The organism is Moraxella bovis (assembly GCF_002014975.1).
Lineage (GTDB): Bacteria > Pseudomonadota > Gammaproteobacteria > Pseudomonadales > Moraxellaceae > Moraxella > Moraxella bovis.
Window position 1 is genome coordinate 1 of sequence record NZ_MUXV01000061.1, and the last position, 4,088, is coordinate 4,088.

The 4,088-nt window shown below is 38.9% G+C and carries 4 protein-coding genes; all 4 read right to left on the bottom strand.

The window, feature by feature from the left end:
* Positions 1-23: 23 nt before the first annotated feature.
* Positions 24-971: a hypothetical protein gene (locus B0182_RS11940; RefSeq protein WP_078275143.1), complete on the bottom strand. Its 948-nt coding sequence runs from the start codon at positions 969-971 to the stop codon at positions 24-26.
* Between the two features lie 10 nt (positions 972-981).
* Positions 982-1,854 (bottom strand): hypothetical protein, encoded by an 873-nt coding sequence (locus B0182_RS11945; RefSeq protein WP_143821740.1) that lies wholly within the window; start codon positions 1,852-1,854, stop codon positions 982-984.
* A 71-nt stretch (positions 1,855-1,925) separates the two neighbouring features.
* Entirely contained in the window at positions 1,926-3,188 is a 1,263-nt protein-coding gene (locus tag B0182_RS11950; RefSeq protein WP_078275145.1) for a DUF2515 family protein, read from the bottom strand.
* On the bottom strand, positions 3,181-4,088 hold a 908-nt coding region (locus B0182_RS11955; protein ID WP_211271649.1), incomplete at its 5' end, for a DUF2345 domain-containing protein. The genes B0182_RS11955 and B0182_RS11950, both read right to left, overlap by 8 nt.

Below are 4,088 nucleotides of genomic sequence, written 5' to 3' on the forward strand. Positions count from 1 at the left end.
GGAAGCTGTGTTTTTTGGGGACATCAATAAGCAGGCTCTATGATATATTGCCACATATCAGGGTCTTGATAGTCTTCGTTGATGGAGAAGCCTGCACGGATGACATTGGATTCTCGGTCTTGGCGGAAGCTTTTATTTGTTTCATACTCATCATCATAATCCTGTTTTAATTCTTCTATTGTATCACCTCTAATGGCACGATAGAACTCATATTTGGCAGTATTAAATTCATAACGCACTTTATAATATTTAAGGTCGGGCTGACTTGGAATGGGATTGGGTTTGGTGTCAAATGGACTGATGTTTATCCAAACATTGATATCACGCAGATAAAGCGTTAAATTTAATTCAAAACCATAGTTTTTTGTTTCTTGTTCTGCAATCACATATTGCCATTCCTCAAAGGTTAAGGGGGTTAAGCTATCTGATGAATATCTTGTATTAAGCACATACCTATCATTAGGCACATCATCAGGGTTATCATAAGTTAAGATTTTAACATTATCCTCTTTGGCAATTCTAGCATGCTGAGGTTCAAAATACTGTTGCCATCCTGCCTTTTTAAAGGCGGTAATGAGTGCCACATAGTCTTGATAAGCTTGCTCGGCGGTAGCATACTGTGTTTTACTAAGGTCTGCATGCACATCGAGACCACCGATGCCATGGGTATGTCTACTGTTTTTAGTACCCATTACCCAGCTGACATTAGAAATGGTGGTGGTTGAGTCAAAATGGTCAAAATGGATAGTGCCAAGATTATCTAAACCCCAATCCAATTCATAAAAACTCATGATCTCAGGATAATCATCACTTGTGCCGTGCGTATAAGCATAAAAATCTCGTACACCTTGATGACCAAAGTGTAGGGTGACGGTTTGGGGTGGTGTTAAGGGCGAGTTATCAGCATGACAAGCTTGTAAGCCCATCACGCCAATAATAAATACCATCAAAACAAATAGCAATCTTATCATCACATTCTCATCAATAAGCAGGCTCTATGATATATTGCCACATATCAGGGTCTTGATAGGATTCGTTGATGGAGAAGCCTGCACGGATGGCATTGGATTCTCGGTCTTGACGGGAGCTTTTATTTCTTTCCCGATTTTCATCATAATCCTGTTTTAATTCTTCTATTGTATCACCTCTAATGGCACGATAGAACTCATATTTGGTAGTATAAAATTTCAATCTTACCATGTACTGTTCAAGTTCGGGCTGATTTGGTATTGGATTGGGTTTAGTGTTATTGGTTTTTTCAATTTTTAGCCATAATGTGACATCCCTAAGATACAGATTTAGGTTTAAGTCAAGTCGATATGGCTGTTGTTCTTCGATGACCTGTCGCCATTCTTCAAAGGTTAGGGGTGTTAAGCTATCTGATGAATATCTTGTATTAAGCACATACCTATCATCAGGCACATCATCAGGGTTATCATAAGTTAAGATTTTAACATTATCCTCTTTGGCAATTCTGGCATGCTGAGGCTCAAAATAGTGTTGCCACCCCGCTTTTTTAAAGGCAGTAATGAGTGCCACATAGTCTTGATAGGCTTGTTCTTGGGTGGTAAATTCTGTTTGACTAAGTCCTGCATTCATCAGGATTGCTCCTATGCCATCAGTGCGATTATCTTTTTTGACACCTGTCGCAGAAAATACATGGGGGATTGTTGTGGTGCTGTCAAAATGTTTTAAATTAACAGTACCTAGTGTTGGAGGTCGCCAATCCAAACCTGAAAAACTCATAATCTTAGGATAGTCTTCACTTTTGCCATACGTATAAGCATAAAAATCTCGTACACCTTGATGGCCGAAGTGTAGGGTGACTTCTTGGGGAGTGGGGATGCGTGTCATATCATCAGAACCTTTGTGTAAAAATACAAATAAAAAAAATACTAAAACGGAAGCAAATAAAAACTTTATCATTATTTTTTACCATCGTTACTACTATCTAAGATTAAAAATTCTGGTCCAAATAATGTACTATCTGTCCATGTGGCAATCTTTTGTAATTCATTTAGCATATATTCTCTGCCTATTTCATCTATCATAAGTTCATGATATCTTTCGGCAACTTCTACAATCCATTCCATGCGACTGTCATAATCTTCTACCATGGTGTTAGGCAAAGGTTCTACCCAAGGCTCTTTTGACGCCTTACTGGTGTCACTCATTGGTATGTGTCTTGCAATTTTAACCACATCATAGCTATAAAGGCTTGAAAAAACAACCGTTGGATCAATACTTAAAAAATGTATGATTTGGTGATTTTCCTTATCTCGTTGTATTCTCACATTTTCTTGCAATATGGGGTCATCCCAACAAATCTTTTGCAAAATATTTTTTTGCTCTTGCACAGCAATTTGCATAAGGTGATCAAGCAAAGGTTTCGCTGCTGCTGTAAATTTTTTGTGTTCGGTAATATTTTTTGGGTCATTAAAAATCCTTTCTACCTCTTTTAAATGTGTGTTAAACGCATTATTAATCTCTGTGGTGACCCCCAGTTGTTTGGCATTTGGCAATGGTTTCCCATTTTTATCTTTGGGAAAACTAAGCATAATTGGCACACTACCAGACCAAGGCAAACTATCAATCGCAGGTTTTAGGCTTTTAAACTCTTTAAAGTCTCTACTGTTCATACATTTTTTAAAACCCTCTTTATCCTGAGCCCAAGCCAAATGCCACGGGACAATATCCATGGCAAGCCAAAGATTGCCTTTGGCTAGGATATTGATAGATTCTAAAACCCTAGGCTTCTCACCTGTCAAAATTTCAGTTGATGTATCTGTGATAAAGCTCACCCATTTAGGATAACCTAGTTGGGTCCTAATCGCCCCAAACACCATCGCCATCGTCTTAGAGGCAAAAGCCCCAAGTCCCATCCAGTAAAATCTACCTCTTAGATTTGTGTTTCCAAATTTAATCGGTTGCTTAGGGTGGGCTTTATCATCCAAAACCAATGTTTCAAGAAATAGATGGGCGTATATCGCCGCGATTCGTTTTGCTCTTGCTTCATAACCAGGTTCTAGCTTATACTTATCATCCTTTGTATGATTGGAGAGCAGCTTAATTGCGGTTTGTTGGTGTAATTCAAACCAAAGTGGACACCCACAAGTAACTGGCGTGCAACTATTTTCTCTTTTATTGGTTTTACTGTACCAAGTCAGGGTTTTTGGATCATCAGGCATTGTTATCTCCTTTAGTTGTGTGCTTTGGTTGCGTTTCATCTTCTTCTGTCGTTGGCTCTAATGTCATCCACATAAGCTCAAGCGATAAATCTTTCTCTTGGGGGGTATGCACTTCTTTTGTTTCGCCCGTATCAGCAGTGCTTGACAAAAAGGATTTGTCTTTTGATGACAATCTATAATCTACCGATGACATCGGCTTACCTGTTGGCGAGAGAATCTGAAATTTTTCATTAAATAATTCTACAATGGGCAGACCTTTTAGGTCTACGCCGACTTTTTGACCTTTTTGCAAGTCATGATCGTTGGCTTTAACCTTAAAGGTGCCGTCTGTAATCAAAGTAATGCCATCTGTATTCATCAAGATTTGAGCACCCTCACAGCGTAGGCGTATCTGCTTGGAGGCAATAATATCAATTGTTTGTTCAGTCGAAATTATCTCAATGTCCTTTTTGGCGGTAAATGCCATAGAGTCATTTTGCGCTTGTAATTCTACTTTGTCTTGATTGGCATAGAGTTTGATACCACCCTGATGACTAAAAAATTTCATTGCTTTAGCACTGGTTAAATTATAATTGCTCATGGTTGCTAAACTTACATCTCTACTTGCAGTCATACTAAAACTACCTTCAGCTGCCAAATGCATATCCTCCCTAGCGGTTGCTATGATATCTGACTGTGACGAAATAATAACTTGTGGCGTCATCACTTCAGGATATTGATCATCATCGTCACCGCTAGACTCTCCCATTACATGGCGAAGCTGTTTTTTGAGATCATAAACCACAGTCTTATCTATGGGTCGCAATTCACATAAGGCTTCCACAGCTTGCTCCAACAATAAGCTATGTTGATCAATCATCGTTTGCAGTCTTGCTACTGCCTCCCCCACATCCTTCACAT